This is a genomic window from Steroidobacter cummioxidans, from assembly GCF_003104955.1.
On the sequence record NZ_LSRW01000044.1, the window covers coordinates 113,377 to 128,464 of the forward strand.

8 protein-coding genes, 3 tRNA genes and 1 pseudogene are annotated in these 15,088 nt (G+C 58.6%); 7 read left to right on the plus strand and 5 right to left on the minus strand.

What is annotated here, in order from left to right; translation table 11 throughout:
* Window positions 1-129 precede the first annotated feature (129 nt).
* The 7 genes from D0550_RS20850 to istB all read left to right on the plus strand — a co-directional run bounded on the left by D0550_RS20850 (window position 130) and on the right by istB (window position 7,976).
* Window positions 130-206: transfer RNA gene (locus tag D0550_RS20850), tRNA-Arg, on the plus strand.
* 132 nt (window positions 207-338) lie between these two features.
* Window positions 339-414, plus strand: a tRNA-His gene (locus tag D0550_RS20855).
* 120 nt (window positions 415-534) lie between these two features.
* Window positions 535-610 (plus strand) — tRNA-Lys (locus D0550_RS20860).
* A gap of 404 nt (window positions 611-1,014) precedes the next feature.
* Window positions 1,015-1,263 carry a hypothetical protein gene (locus tag D0550_RS34635; protein ID WP_153067252.1) on the plus strand — a complete coding sequence of 83 codons (249 nt, stop codon included), beginning with the start codon at window positions 1,015-1,017 and terminating at the stop codon, window positions 1,261-1,263.
* Between the two features lie 192 nt (window positions 1,264-1,455).
* Window positions 1,456-5,496, plus strand: a complete 4,041-nt coding sequence (locus D0550_RS20865; RefSeq protein ID WP_116811113.1) for an NACHT domain-containing protein — start codon at window positions 1,456-1,458, stop codon at window positions 5,494-5,496.
* A gap of 693 nt (window positions 5,497-6,189) precedes the next feature.
* Window positions 6,190-7,203 carry an IS21 family transposase gene (gene istA / locus D0550_RS20870; protein WP_116811114.1) on the plus strand — a complete coding sequence of 338 codons (1,014 nt, stop codon included), beginning with the start codon at window positions 6,190-6,192 and terminating at the stop codon, window positions 7,201-7,203.
* Window positions 7,200-7,976 (plus strand): IS21-like element helper ATPase IstB, encoded by a 777-nt coding sequence (istB, locus tag D0550_RS20875; RefSeq protein ID WP_116811115.1) that lies wholly within the window; start codon window positions 7,200-7,202, stop codon window positions 7,974-7,976. The genes istA and istB overlap by 4 nt, the downstream gene beginning before the upstream one ends.
* 823 nt (window positions 7,977-8,799) lie before the next feature.
* Here the strand turns inward: istB and D0550_RS20885 are convergent.
* The 5 genes and pseudogenes from D0550_RS20885 to D0550_RS20905 form a co-directional block, all read right to left on the minus strand.
* Window positions 8,800-9,807, minus strand: a complete 1,008-nt coding sequence (locus D0550_RS20885) for a hypothetical protein (protein WP_116811117.1) — start codon at window positions 9,805-9,807, stop codon at window positions 8,800-8,802.
* A gap of 148 nt (window positions 9,808-9,955) precedes the next feature.
* Complete coding sequence (locus D0550_RS20890; protein ID WP_241520864.1) at window positions 9,956-11,449, minus strand: COG4315 family predicted lipoprotein; 1,494 nt, start codon at window positions 11,447-11,449, stop codon at window positions 9,956-9,958.
* Between the two features lie 45 nt (window positions 11,450-11,494).
* Entirely contained in the window at window positions 11,495-12,826 is a 1,332-nt protein-coding gene (locus D0550_RS20895; RefSeq protein ID WP_116811118.1) for a DUF1552 domain-containing protein, read from the minus strand.
* A 77-nt stretch (window positions 12,827-12,903) separates the two neighbouring features.
* Window positions 12,904-14,634, minus strand: a complete 1,731-nt coding sequence (locus D0550_RS20900) for a DUF1592 domain-containing protein (protein ID WP_116811119.1) — start codon at window positions 14,632-14,634, stop codon at window positions 12,904-12,906.
* A gap of 202 nt (window positions 14,635-14,836) precedes the next feature.
* Window positions 14,837-15,088 (minus strand): annotated as a pseudogene (locus tag D0550_RS20905) (hypothetical protein); the annotation flags it as partial.

The window sequence follows — 15,088 nt, forward strand, 5'->3', positions numbered from 1 at the left end:
CGTACCATCTGCGCCCCTGGTTGCCGGAACAGCGCTAATCGTGCTGCTCCGACCAATCCACCCTTTCCCGCTGATTTCGCCGTCTGGCGCCGTAGTGGGAATCGGTCAGGGACATCGGCCTGACGCGACGCGCCCGTAGCTCAGCTGGATAGAGCATCGGCCTTCTAAGCCGAGGGTCGCAGGTTCGAGTCCTGCCGGGCGCGCCATCCGCCGCGCCGTTGTGATCGAATTGCCTCTAGCGTCTAGTGTTCGCGGCGAGTTCGTATATACTCTGCGCCCCGCAGCGGCTGGGGCCCTCTTGTAGGGTCGGCGAGGCGGAGCCACTATCGAATGCAATGGTGGACGTAGCTCAGTTGGTAGAGCCCCGGATTGTGATTCCGGTCGTCGTGGGTTCGAGCCCCATCGTCCACCCCACTCGATGAGCACTCGCATCGCTGCGGTTGCGTTGGGTAGTTGGGAAAGATCTGTTACACTTTTACGTCTTCGTAGACGGCGCCTGACACTCAGTCACTACGCCGCACACCACGATCACGTGGGCTGTTAGCTCAATTGGTAGAGCAGCTGACTCTTAATCAGTTGGTTATAGGTTCGAGTCCTATACGGCCCACCACTTTCCTGCTGTAGATTCCGCGACTTAGCGATTCGAGGCGATTACGAAGTTTCCGCCTCTATAAAATTCTCTATAAAACTCCCTCTGCTTCGCCGGGCTGCGCAGGCTCGACCACGGCTATTTCGTGGTCATGTAAGGTCGATCATCGCACCGGGCTTGCGCCCCGCTCGCCTGCCTCTTATCGGCTCTCATGGCCTTGGTATCGGCGATACCTCAATCGCTCGCTGGCGATCACTGCGGCGATGATCAAGTCCTGCAACGCGCTGCCAAACCGGCCGTCGTCAACGGCGTACCAACTCAACAGAAGATCAATCGCTGGTAGAGTCGCCTAAGTTGGTTGATTCGCCTGCTGCGTGCGTGCCAACGGCGAGCGCCGCATGCAACGCGGCTCTTAGTCGCCGTCGATGGATGAAAATGGCCCTGATGTTCATTTTTCAATGAACGCAGAAGGCGGCGGAGTTCGCAAGCACCAAAGGCCAGGGCCGTCTCAATCCTTTCCCGAAGAACAAATCATCAATGGCGAATATCGCCACAATTCCAGCGTTATGCAACGGCGGCAAGTCGGCGGTCGTAGTGTCAAAGACGTCGATCTGCCTCCAACGGCTGAGAACGCATTCAACACAGCATCCGGGACCGATCCTTGGCTGTATTGAGCCACGGATCAATGGCTCCACAAAATTCATGCTGGAGTCCGCACCGTTTGTCAGCTATTTTTGAATTCCGGCTGCTAGCCTCGCGATTCTTTGATCGGTCACTCTGACTGCTACTCGATCATGCTTCAGCCAGGCTGTCAGACTTTGATGGGACAATACTAATAACGCGAGTGCAAATCGCGTGGGAAGACTATGGATAATCTCTATGACCTTTCTGGTCTCGGCTCCCAGGCATTCGAGAATCTCGTTAATTTCCTAGCGTTGAAAACCTTGGGGCTCGGCGCGACCGGTTTCGGTCCAGGCGCCGACGGTGGGCGTGATGGATTTTTCGAAGGTGAAGCCCCATACCCGAGCGCAAAACAGCACTGGAAAGGCATTTGGTATATTCAATCGAAGTTTCTAAGGCCGCATCTCTCAAAAGATCCGCAAAAGTGGCTGATCGAGCAGGTGCAAGACGAGATTGCCGCCTTTAGCGCTCCCCATTCAAGGCGCACTTGGCCGGATAATTGGATCATTGCTACAAACATCGAGCCCAGCGGCACACCTGAAACAGGAAGCTTTGACGCAATCCGGAAGCTAGTCCGGAAGTCGACAGGCGGGAGACGCGTAAACGTGGCTGTGTGGGGCGGCCGCAAAGTACTCGACCTGCTATCCACCAATTCAGACGTCGTTGACCACTTTCGCCATCTACTGACGCCTGGGCATGTTCTGTCAGCGCTGTACAGCGAGATCGGGGACTCTCGAGCCTCACTCGAAGATATCGCTCGCTATTTCATCGTTGCACAGTTCTCCGAACATTTGTACACGAAGCTCGACCAAGCAAATTCTTCTACGGATGTGCGGCCAGGTGTTCATGACCTTTTTATAGATCTGCCGTTCAGGACGTCCGGTAATGCACGAGGGAATGGCATACTGGCCGAATTAACCAGCTCCGCCGCATTTTCGCACCGGTACAGCATTAGAAAGGAGATTCCTGAGTCCTGGGGCGCGTGGGCCCGGCAGCTTCGCAGAGCGCGAGTCGCGTTGATTAAAGGCGGACCAGGCCAAGGCAAGTCAACGATCGGGCAATACCTCTGTCAGATTCATCGCGCAAAGCTGATCCTCTCTGACGACGCACCGCGCGTCAGCGCATCGCTCAAAAACCTCGCGAAGTCAATTCAGGCAGCTGCCATTGCCTCCGGCTTCTGGCCCGATGCCCCTAGAATACCCATTCAGATAGAGCTAAAAGAATTCGCGCAGTGGTACTCACGACGCGACGATTCGGAACAGCGCAGTGTTCTTGTCTTTCTAGCAGAGAAGATCGAAAGGAAGGTAGGAAGCGACGTCCTCCCGAAAACACTTAAAAGAGCGCTGTCAAAACGCTCATGGATTGTCGTATTCGACGGCCTGGACGAGGTCCCGAACGACTCGAAAGATGCTATCGCCAGTGAAGTGATGGAGTTCCTGAATGACATTCTGATCGACATCGACGCTGATGCGCTTGCGCTTTGTACGTCAAGGCCACAGGGGTATTCGGGCCAGTTCAGCGGCATAGACGGCCCCGTTGTTGAGCTCCTGCAGCTCGGGGAGAAAGAGGCGATCAAATGTGCCATCCCGCTGCTCAAGTTTGGACGAACCGCAGAGGAAGCTGAGACCTCCATCGGGACGTTGGAGGCTGCAATCAAATCGCCGAGCATTCGTGAACTGATGACGACGCCACTTCAGTCGCACATCATGGCCGTCATCGTAAGGGATGGCGGACGTCCACCCGAGAGGCGGTGGCAGCTATTCAGCGGCTTCTATCAGGTCATGAAGAAGCGCGAAAGTCAGAAGAACTTTCAGAATCCAGTGATTACTCGCCTGCTTCGTGAGGAGGATCGGCTGCTCAAAGCGGTTCATATGCGCTTGGGCTTCGTCCTTCACGCAAGAGCCGAAGTTAGTGCCGGCGCCCAAACAACCTTGACGAGGGAAGAGTTTCGCCGGCTCGTGGAAGATGTCGTTAGAGAGTTAGTTGATGATGACGTGGCTAGGACAACGGCAGCTGTACTCGAGGCCACCACGGAACGGTTGGTTCTTGTCAACACGCCTGAAAGCGGTGAACACGTTCGTTTTGACATACGGCAACTTCAGGAGTTCTTTGCGGCCGAATTTCTTTATTCGGGAGTTGAGGCCAAGGAACTCGCGGATCGGCTTCGAGTGATCGGTGGAGACGCACACTGGCGCGAAGTGATGCATTTCGTGTTAAGCGCCCTGATCGAGAACCAGCGCCCGAGCGAATTCGCTTTATCGGTGCAGGTACTTCGAGGCTTCAACGAAGGCGACGAAACAGACAGAAGCAATCTATACGCGCGCCGAACAGGCAGAGCGTGCCTCATAGCGCTGCGACTGCTTGCTGAAGGAGTATTGGAGCAAGATCGCCTTGACCGACAGCAGATCCGGCCATTGCTCGATCCCATTGGAGGACTTTTAGACCTTCGTCTATTACGAAAGCACTCATCGCTGCGGCTCGAAAGATCGCGTCAATGGTTGATTGCCCTTCTGACCGAAAAGATCGCAACGAACAGCTCTCGCGAGCACATTGGCGCACTAGCATTGCTAGGCTGGATGTTGCCGAGCGGGGATCCAACGGGCGACTTGGCACATGTCGCACTAGTTAATTCACCCATTGAGTTGCAGCAAATTCTGTTCGGCCACTGGGCTCCGCCGTATTCCTTGGAAATGCCCAGTCCCCGTCGGCTAGACATAGATAAAGAGGATCGGCCAAGTGCCTGGGTTTTGCGCGCCGCGCTAAGGATACTAAGTTCTGACAAGTGCATGCTTTACAGCACTGCGAGCGTAGAGCGCATGCTGCGAATCTGCGTACAGGGAATTGATGTTCTCCCAAAAGTTGCAACCACCGATGGTTTTGCTGAGGACATCACTGGCGCCATGGGTGCGTTTATGAACCTCTACGTAGATCAGCACCGACTCACCAGACGAGAGATTAAGAAGAATCGGACGAACTGTGGATTGGTGGTCGGGCATGCCCATCAAGCGAACTGGATTAACGGCAAGCTGCCGAAGTCACTGTCGAAAATCAGTGCCAGCGCCGCCGAGGGACGGATTGGCGGTATTTTCGCCCTGATGTTCGCGTGTCTGCGGTTCGCTAAAGAAAGAACACCAGGCGCACTCATGAGTTTTACTCAGCTCGCAAAAGGTGCGGGATCTGAGAAGACATGCCTGCTTCCATCGACACTGCTCGCGCTCGTTCCCATTTCCAGTTCTTACGGACGGGATCCAGGTGGAATCAAGCACCTAATGAACGTTGATGATCCCTCAATCGAAGCACTTATTTCGAGACTTCGTGAATTAATAGACCCCGCGTTTTCACTTCTCGAGCTCTCTGACACTGCCAAGGACCCCACAGAGAAGGATTGCAGTTTACTCGCTCGCAAACTTCCATCGATTGCCATCAGTTGGGCATTCGACGTGGAGCATAACAACTGGCGAGGCCCGCTGAAATTTGTTCCCGAACTCATCGACGCCATCACGGGATATCCTGAGGAAACTGTTCAGAACATCCTGAGATGGGGTGCACTCGCTAGCGATCATCCGGAGCTTCTACAAACGATTAAAAGTCAGTCGCGCAATCTGAGCATCGCAAGCGCGCGTCTCCCATATTCCGTTGAAAGTCGGGTTCACCCCTTTCAATTAAGCCTCCCCGATGACATCGCTTTACTGCCGTTTCTCGCAGGTGCGTTTGCTGCCCGAGCGAGGCATGCGAAAGAAAACGATCTTGTATTGAGGCGAGATCGTGATGTCTCTCTTTCGAAGCTGTTAAGCGGATACGGGCTCGATCAGATCTCCCTCAGATCCATTGCAGAATCAACTGCGTTCGATAGCGCAGCTCGGGCGGCTGCCACTGCACTGCGTTGGCTCACGCAGGCGGATATCGAGAACAGAAGCGATGACCACCCCTCAAAATTGCAGCTTGAGATCGAATTTTTCTTCGAGTTTCTTTCGACTTCGAATGATAGTTGGTTTGTATTCGCGTTTATCCGAGGCGTGCTAACGAACGCTTCCGAGAACGACCCACAAGCAAGGTACGCAGTAACTCGTCTATTGGACTGGTCATCGGATTCGGCGAGCAATAGAGACGACCTAGTGGCCCTGCTGGAGACTTGGCGAGAGCGCTCGGAAGCTCCGGTGCATAAAAAGCAGGCACTGGAGAAGTGGCTTGGATACGTTTTCTCGCCGCCAATCTACGCGGTCTAGGAGATCTGCCTGCTGGGTCGATGTTCATTCAGGGATGGGTGGGCGACAAGCGTTGTCGAGAAGCTCCCCGGCTCTCGAGTCGGCCCCCGTCGTCGCAGCATTAATGCAACCGCCGTTCTGTCCAAGAATTCGACCGCATGCGAGTATCGCCGCCTTTTCGGCGATACTCGCGGTGCAGTCGTGTCGGCTGCGGTATCGCCGATCGCTGGGTGATACGCTCGGCGGGTTGGGCCAGACCATGCTCGGCGCGACAGACGAGAACCTCTATAAAATTGGCGCAAGCATCCGCACTGTCTTCGAGCTCTTCGCCGCCGTCTCTATAAAATACCCGCAGCTAACTCCGCGATTTCCCTGATCGTTTATCCTGACTCTTAATCAGTTGGTTATAGGTTCGAGTCCTATACGGCCCACCACTTTCCTGCTGTAAATTCCGCGACTTAGCGATTCGAGGCGACTACGAAGTTTCCGCCTCTTTAAAATTCGTTTCGGCAAAATCGGCGTCAGCGACGACTCGACGCAACAAGATTTAGCGGGCTCTGACGAAAACCATTCGTCGCCATCGCGCCATCCTCACCGTGGAATTTGCTGTTCGGCATCGTCGCGCAACTGTTAGCGCCGAAGTAATACTGACCCACCCCGCCGAAGTAAAAGTGACCCACCTGGGCGAGGATGACGGCTTTTTGAGCCGTCGAGATGTTGACCCAGGAGCAAGCGGTGGAGATTCGGATTCTGGAACGACAAGGTCGCTCGATTCGGCAGATCATGAGAGAGACGGGGCTGTCGCGTAACACAGTTCGCAAGTACCTGCGTGGCGGCGGCAAGGCAACGTACGGGCCACGTGAGCCGCGGGCCTGCAAGCTCGACCCCTATAAGACCTATTTGCTTGAGCGCATCGAGCAAGCGCGGCCGGACTGGATTCCGGCGACGGTGCTGATGCGCGAGATCGGCACCATGGGCTACAGCGGCGGCATCAGTCAGCTCAAGGCGTATCTGCAGGCATTCAAGGTCGTACGCGCGGATCCGGTGGTGCGCTTTGAGACGGCGCCAGGTCAGCAGATGCAGGCGGACTTCACGACGATCCGTCGTGGTCGGGATCGGCTGCTCGCGTTCGTGGCGACGCTGGGCTTCAGTCGCGTCACATATGTGCGCTTCTCTCGCTCTGAGCTGTTTGCCGACTGGCGCGATGGATTAGTCGCCGCCTTCGACTACTTCGGTGGCGTGCCGCGTGAAGTGCTGTTCGATAACACCAAGACGGTGACCATCGAGCGTGATGGTTACGGGCCGGGGCTACACCGCTGGCATGCCGGCATGCTCGAGTTCGCGCGAGACTGTGGCTTTCAGCTGCGCGTGTGTCGGCCATACCGGGCTCGGACCAAGGGCAAAGTCGAGCGCTTCAACGGCTATCTCAAGGGCAGCTTTCTTGTGCCGCTGGCGGCAACGCTGCGCGCAGGCGGCCTTCAACTCGACGTGGGTACGGCGAACCGTGAGGTCCTGCGCTGGCTCAACGAGGTGGCCAACACGCGCATCCATGCGACGACGGGCGTCCGACCATGCGTGCGATTGACCGAGGATCAGGCTCAGCTGAGTGCGTTGCCGGCTCGCGCGATGCAAGGCGCACCGGCGATCGCACGCACTAGCCTCGTGCCCTTCGAGTCACTCCAGCATCCGCTGTCGGTGTACCAGGCACTGCTGGAGAACGCGGCATGAGCTTGCAGCAAGAACGCATCGCCGCGCTGTGCGAAGAGCTGAAGCTGCCTGTCCCGAGTACCGAGTGGTCGGCGCTCGCCCAGCGAGCCGCCGACACTCAGGCCAGCTTCGCCGACTTCCTCACCTCACTGCTCGAGACGGAGCAAGCAGCTAAAAACGAGCGTACCCGGCAGGCGCTGCTGAAGCTTGCGACCTTGCCGGTCGTGAAGACGATCGAAGGTTATGACTTCAGCTTTGCCACCGGCGCACCGAAGCAGCAGATACAGGAGCTTGCATCACTGACCTTCATCGAGCGTGCAGAGAACGTTGTGCTGCTCGGACCGTCGGGCGTTGGCAAGAGCCATCTAGCGATGGCCCTCGGCTATCGCGCCGTGATGGCGGGCATCAAGACGCGCTTCATCACGGCCGCTGATCTGATGATCCAGCTCGCCGCGGCCAAGGCGCAAGGTCGACTGAAGGGATACTTCAATCGCGCGGTTCTGGGGCCAAAGCTGCTCATCGTCGATGAGATCGGATATCTGCCGTTCGGTCGCGATGAGGCGAACCTGTTCTTCAACGTCGTCGCCAAACGCTACGAACGCGGCAGCATGATCCTCACCAGCAACTTGCCATTCACGCAATGGGCAACCGCACTGGCCGACGATCAAACGCTCACAGCGGCGCTTCTCGATCGGCTGCTCCACCACGCACACATCGTGCAGATCGCCGGCGAGAGCTATCGGCTCAAGGATAAGCGCAAGGCAGGATCGATCAAGGTGGCGAAGACTCAGTAACAGGTGCCCAGGTGGGTCAAATTTACTTCGGCGTTCTTGAGCCGGGGTGGGTCAAAATTCATTCGGCGTTGACACGCAACCGCTGGTCGCGACGATCAAGGACGGATCGAAGCAGCTGGCAGGCATCATCAAAGCCCAGCGCTTCACTCAGCTCCAAGAAGATGAATACGGACATCTGCTTCTCGCCACGAAGCAGTGAGCGAAGGTGCGTCCGGCTGATGCCGCTGACGCGGGCGATGGTCGTCTGACGAAAGCGACGATCGACGATGCGCGCGCACGATATCGGCGATCGCTTGCTTAGTGAGTTCCGCGCGGCGCTCGCGGCTCTTTTCGGGCGGCTTGATGCCGTTGTGTCTGAAAACTCCGTCGTCAGCCCGCCTCTCGATGATAGGAGTTGAGCATCCCGCCCAGTCTCTCCCGGCGCTCTACTCGACCACCTAGACGGATAGGGCGATCGGAACGCTTCAGCAGGCGATTCTGCAGTCCCTGATGATTGCGCTCTTCGTGATAGTGCGCTAGGTATTGCGTCAGTGCGCGTTCAAGCGATGATCGACTGAAGAAGACCTGAGGTACTCGATCGCCTCAAGCTGCCGACGGTTGATCCAGCCAGCGAGCAGCGTCAGGAGAAATTGCAGCGGCTGGATGGAATGCAACATCCGACCAAGTACGGCCAGTTGCAGTCCGTCGGACGCGCTGATTGTCGTATCCCCGATCCAAAACAAAGTCGTTCGAGTTATTGGACAATGCGCGCCCGACGCTGGAACCGATGTGAGTGAGTATGGACTCGCCATCGATGCTCATTCACCTCGTCGCTGTTGTCAGGTTAACGAGAAGACGCTGCGACTACCGGCTTTTTCTGCGGATGAACCAGATGCGCCTGCGTAAAGGTCAGCTCCACAGCCGATGAGATTGCGGTGTTCCGACCCGTTTTCGGGTCGGGATACGCGTCCGCCAGCCGGCGCAGAGCCTTGTGCAGAGATGCAGCTGCCAACTGCCCGTAGCTCTGGTGATGCGTCGCCCAGTTGGTATTTAGCTGATGGCTGAAGCTCTCGATGTCGGTATAGCCGCCGAGAAATCCCTTTGCCACCTGCTCGGTCAGATCGAGCTGCAGCCTGGCGTCGCGAATCATGTAGTAGCCGCTGGCCACTCCGGGCTGCGTATTCGGCCACTTGAGCCAGTCGATCGGCTCGGTGGTCAGCACGCCGTCCACGATCCTGCCCTTGAGCTGCGAGACGAAGCTCTGTCCCCAACGGACATCGATCGTTTGTGTCGCGCCGGGAGTGAAAGCGGTGCCCGTGCCGTCTCTTTGCAGATCGTCGATGCCACGATACGTGGTCACGATCACGTCATTGTCATTGACCAGATCGTCCACCCCCGACAGCTCGATGATCCAACGGTTATAGGCGTTGCCATACATGTCATCGGTGTCGAAAAACGAGACCACGCCGTTCATGCGGTAAGCACCGATACAACCGATGGCGCGGTACAGCTGGTTGTCGACTCCCTTCACCCCTTCAGGACTTTGAAAGTCGTTCGGGCCGATCTTGCCGTCGAGATTGAGCCCGTAAGAGATCGTTCCCTGCGCCTCGTGGAACGGGAATGGATCCTTGACCGATGCATCATGGAACGCATCCCCCTCGCGCTTCAGGCGCGTTTCCATTTCCGTGTAGGTCTTTCGGTTGGAGTTGGGGAACGCCAGCTCGAACTGCTCGCGAGGTCCCAGATTGAAGCCCTGAGGACACTCGGTCTTGCCGGTCTCGGTCTCGTAAACGGCCCAGCGCCTCTCCGTCATGACGTACCCGATGCGGCCGCCCTGCAGTGCCTGCGCCATGGCCGGCGCTCCGGCAGTGAGCGCAGCTAACGTCAATGTTCCGGCGCTGGCCAACCAACGGGCCGACCTGGAACGCCCTGGTGTCGTATGTGGAAGCTGTTGCTTCATTAGGTCACCTGTCGCCTGTCAAATGGGATAGCTGCCGGGATCAGAACCGACGGAACGCATTGCTCTGAAAAATATCTCTGAACATGAACGCCTTGAAACCATTGCGCCGTCCAGTGAACTCGCCGTATCCATCGGCGTTGGTGACGCCGGGTCGATCGTCACCGCTGTAGGTGTAGACCGGGCGGCCGCGATAGGCCCAGACATTCAAAGCCTCTTGACCCGGCTGGGCACGGTGCCCGGTGTTGGGGTCGATGGCCATGATGCTCCAGAGCCGTCCCGCCGCCTTCGCACCGGGCTCTGCCACCACATAGGGGAAGTTCTCCCGGCAGCGCTTCGCATCGCCACCGCCGCAGATCGCCAGGCGGTAGGCCTGGGTCGAGTCCGGATTGTCGCAAGCGAGCTGCGCGAACGAGTCGTCTCTGCAGTTGTATAGATAGATGGTCCTGCCGCGCGAATCCGCCAGCACTTCGCCGCCTGCTTCCACGTCCTGCACGGTGAAGCCTTCCGGCGGCGCCTCGGTGCGTTGGGTATAAACATTGTGCCAGCCTGGAACATCGGCGCCCCAGAAGCTCTGCAGCCCACGATCGTAGTTATAGGTATAAAGCGGCTTGCCGCGGAACGCCCATTGATTGACGCCGGTGGCGCGCTTGACGATCGTCCAGCCGTCGCGTTCGGTCACCACCTGGGGCGCGGTGACAGGAGTCCACTCCGCCAGGCACTTCTTATAACAATTGGAAACATTGTGGCCATCCCCGTCCCAGGTGTAGACGGAGTAGCGATCTTTATCGACCAGCAGTCTGCCGCTGGTGGACTGCAGCACCAGAAACTCGGGAGGCACTGCGGGCGCCGGGCCGATGGGCTCACGCACCACGCCGCCGTCGCCGGATCTTTCGATCTTCGACCCACCTCGTACATCGCCCGATTGTTCATCCAGAACAGAGGTGTACACGGGGTAGCCCTTGTAGGCCCACTGCGGGGTCCCGTCGGCGCGCTCGATGATCGTCCATTTGCCCACTTCCTTGGCATCCTTGGGCGCAATCACTGGCGGCCAGAGCGCGGCGCAGCTGGGACGCTTATCCAGATCGGGCAGGAGCAAGCCGGCCGGGTACGGACTCATCAGACCCGCGGACACCTGCAACACCTCATCGGTGCAATTCGAAGTCCTGCCTTCTCGATCGCCGGTCGCGCCATTGCGCAACGAATGCAAGGGCCACGTATACAGCGTCCGCCCTTGAGCATCCGCGAATACCGGTCCTTCGAACGCAGCGACGATCACCTGAAAACCCGGCGGCAGCGGCTCTTCGCGATAGATCTCGAGCTCCGAGTTCTCCGGCGGCTGCCAATACTTGAACGACGGGGCGTCTTTGGCGCCCTTGCCCGTTGACTTCGCATCGCTTGCCAGCGGCGCCAGGGCCACGAACGTCGTGGCTGTCACCATCAGAGCCCCGCTCAAGCCGGTCGATAAAGTCCGAAACAATGTCTGCGCCAATCGCATAAATATTCGATCCTGGATCTTCGAGAACATCAAGAGCACACGGGACAACTACCATCCGCGCAGCGGTTCAATCCAACGTTGCGTTCACACGAGAATCTCGTGCATCACCTCCGAGGTCTCGTTGCTCAACGTACCCCACGAAGGCAGATCGACCCCCATGAGTCGCAACGCCGTGTAGCCGATCCTGGTGGGAGATGCGCCCTTCATGTCGATATGGATGCCGGATTTGACCCGACCGCCGGCTCGACCCGCGGTGAATATGGGCATGCCATCGACGGCATGAGTCTTTGCGTATCCCACATCGGTGTTGGCATAGATGAGGACGTTGTCCAGCAGTGTGCCGTCACCTTCCCGGACCTTGGCGAACGCTTGAACGAAGTCCGCCCAGGCCTCCATGGAACGGCGCGTGAACCAGGATGCATTGACCTGATAGCCGAGCACCGGGTCGGTTGGATCTTCGTGCGTACAGGTGTGGTGCGGCTGCGGAAATCCGACTTTCACCAGCGCAGAAAACGGCGCCGAATACGCCATGTTGAAGACACGTGTCTGGTCACAGGCCACGGCCATGACCATGAGCTCGGTCATCATGCGATGACGCGCGTTGACCGCATCGATGTCCTTGCCCATGGCGGGATCCGCAGCGATCTTGCCCGGCGCCTTGCAGGCGGCGATCGGCTCGGGCTTGGTCAGACGCTGGCCGAACTGATTCTCAAGCTGCCGCAGGCCGGTGAAGTACTGATCGATACGTGCGCGATCCGCCGCGCCCACCGACTTCATCAACGTGTTCGTCTGGTCCATCACCGCGGACAGCACGCTCTTGCGAACCATGACTTTCGGATCGGGTGTAAACGAGGAGACGTTTGGATCCTGGAACTCCGGTCCGAACAAACGCGTGTAGAACTTCACCGGCGACCATTCCGCCGGATTCGGGGTCGCGCTGTTCGCATAGCTGAACGTGTTGGTGGTATCGGCGCTCGCAGTCGCGGTCAGCGATCGGAAGCGTGTGGTCCGCCCGATCCGATTGGCGATGGTGGTGTCGATCGTCTCCGAAGGTACTCCCCCGGTCGGCGCGATACCGCATCGTGCGACGACCCAACCGGAGAAGTGATTCTTGTTCGGCGCGGAGTCCAGGATGGCCGTGGTGTTCGAGAAGAAATTGATGTGATCGCGAACCTTCGCCCACGAAGCGATCTCCTCGGGCAGGTCGTAATTGCGGCCGACCTTCTTCGGCACAAAGATCTTGGAGGTGCCGCCGCAGCCGAAACCCCAAGTGCCGAACCGGGTCGGCATCGGCGCGCCGGAGGCGAGCGCGGTGCCGCTGTCGTTGAGAAGACAATCGAGCAAGGGCAAAGCGACCGTGACCACACCGCCATTCAGCATGCCTTTGAGGACCCGGCGTCTATCCCACTTTTTCATGACATCTCCCGCTCTTTCGCTACCTGCTTTCGCAAGCTTCTCGACGATTTGATGCTTGATGTTCGGCAGCTGCGCGGCTACCCGACATCGCTTTTCGCAACGTCCGATGTAGCAGTAACCTGTTCTTCGCTGACTGGCGCCTGCTCACCCGCGGCGGAACTCTCCGCCGGCTTGATCCGCGCGAAAGCATCGCTGAGCGTGATCATGCGCAACAAGTCGTGCAGCCGGTATCCATCGGCAGCAAAGCGCTCGTTCAAATAGGTGATGAGATTGCGGTCGGTCCGGGCCGGCGCTCCACCGACACCGTAACTATATGCCCGCTGCACCAGGCAGCGCGGTACGTTGGAATTGTCCCGCAACGCTTGCGCCAGCCCCGCGGCGTCGTTGTATTTCACGCCATCGAGCTCACCCGTGGTGTCGATCGGCGTACCGTTCTCCTCGAGCTGGATGCTGCCCTCGCCGTTGAAGTTCTCCAGCGCCAGGCCGATGGGATCCATGATCTTGTGACAACCGGCGCACGAAGCGTTCTCGGCGTGCGCGTTCACGCGATCGCGCTGGGTGGGGTAATGAGAATCTGGATTGTTGACGATCGAAAAATCGACGTCGGCTGGCGGCTCGGGCACGTGCTGGCAAAGCAGCACCTCACGCAACGCCATGCCTCGCAAAGTCGGCGAGCTCCGACCGGGATGCGCATGCAGCGACAAGAAACTGATCTGCGTCGCGAGGCCCACCCGCAGGCCGTCGGCGGGCAGCGTGTACGGCGTCCAGCCCGGTGTCGCCGGGGTCTGGTGCAGAACGGCCAACGCCGGCGTCATGAACGTCGAGCGGCTCGTGAACAGATCGCGGTAGTCCTGTTTCTCTTCCACCAGGTGATGAATCACGGTGCGCAGCGTCTGCTCCCGAGCGGCCTCCGCGGTCACGGTGGTGAAGTTCGGATAGATGGTCGGATCCTTGGTCACGGTCCGGAATGCGTCGAACTCGAACATGTCGTCGAAGAACGCGCGCATGCCATCCTGCAGCCGTGGACTTTCCAACATCTTCTCCACGATTCGGGCTCGACCCTTCCGGGTCTGCAACTCGCCGCTTTCGGCGGCCGCGAGCAGATCTTCATCCGGCCCGGAATCCCACAGGAAATAGCTCAGCCTGGACGCCAGGGAGTACGCATCCAGGCGCTGGCGCCCGGGCGCATCCGGATCCGGCTCGGAGTGTTCCACGATGAACAGCACCTCGGGACTGAGCAGCATTGCTTCCAGCGCCGTTTCCAGGCCCGCATAGAAATCCTTGAGCGATGTGGCGCCTTCACCGGCGCTCGTGACGAAGGCGCTGAGCTCGGCGTCATGCAACGCGCGTCGATACAGCAGACGCCCGACCTTCGACAGGAACTTGCTCGCACAGGCGTCGTCCGGAGCATCTTCGGAGCGGGGTTTGCACGGAATCGTGAAATCGCGATGGATGGGATCCACCACCTGCGCGGCTACGCTTGCGCCGGCGCTCTGGAACTGCTCGAGCTGGGAGCTGCTGATACCTGCGATCGCCGCGCCGTTGGCAAGCAGGCCATCGGTGCGCTCGAACGGGGGAAATTGCAGCTGCAGCTCGATGCCGGGCCCGAAGATGTAGCGAATCGAATTGAGGTACTGCTCGGTGGTCACGAGCGAGACACGAGGTTCGGTGCCGGTACTGTCGGGCTCGGGAGTGCGCGAACAGCCCGTCAAAGCAGTCACCGCCAGCAAGCCGGCGATGCCAGCGCCCAGCCAGGATGCTGCTTGCTCCGGACGCACCGATCCAGATTTGCCGTTAATCGAGAGCATCTGCTCGTCTCCCCCCGGACTCGATCGATTCTCTTTTGTCGAGAGTATCAGAGCGTGTTCAGGCTAGTAGTTGACAAAAATTTGATAACTGTTGCCGCCACCTACTGACGCCGCGTGCGGTTGGCCGACGCTGTCGTCGGATCCAACACCCGTCGTTTTCGATCACGCTGGCGTGCGCCATCTCGCTCGTCGTTCTGGCCGATCAGCGCCGCGCCGTCGACGTCTTTCGAGCGATCGCCTCGGTGATCGCCTCGGCGGTCACTTTCGCGCGGTAGTCGGTGAGCTTCTGCCCCCAGCGCAGAGCCCATCCCTTGTCGGCGAGCGAAACTCCGTCGATGCTCGCCTTGTCGGCCTTCACTCGCTGGCTCCAGCGCAGCATGTCCGGATCGGAGAGCATCATGATCAAGCCCACGGTGGGATCGTCATGCTGTCTCTTATACACATCTGACGCTGC